We start from the raw sequence: 305 nt of genomic DNA on the forward strand, positions 1-305 counted from the left end.
GCATTAGGCATGCAAGTAAATATAACTAATAATTTTCGTGGCACTTCCTCATTCACTTTTCTTCCTTCCGGAGCATCAAGTGTATAGAATAAATGATTAAATTTGATGAGATCTTTTCTTTGGAATAATTCTCCTACATATTCTCTTTTATAAAATTTTGATATCGTTTTTTGATGAAAATACAATATATAATCTTGCTTTAATAAATCCTTGTAATGTTGATGAATAGCTGCTGATTTTCGTGCTTTTTGTATATAGTTTTCTTGATCACCTGTATCTATTAAAATTCTCTTTTGATCTTCAAA

The 305-nt window shown here is 27.9% G+C and carries 1 pseudogene; it reads right to left on the reverse strand.

Going from position 1 to position 305, the window contains the following annotated elements:
* Positions 1-305: pseudogene (locus tag BK821_RS13145) on the reverse strand (accessory Sec system protein Asp2); the annotation flags it as partial.

Origin of the sequence: Staphylococcus sp. LCT-H4 (genome assembly GCF_001866145.1) — a bacterium.
Taxonomy (GTDB): Bacteria; Bacillota; Bacilli; order Staphylococcales; family Staphylococcaceae; genus Staphylococcus; species Staphylococcus succinus.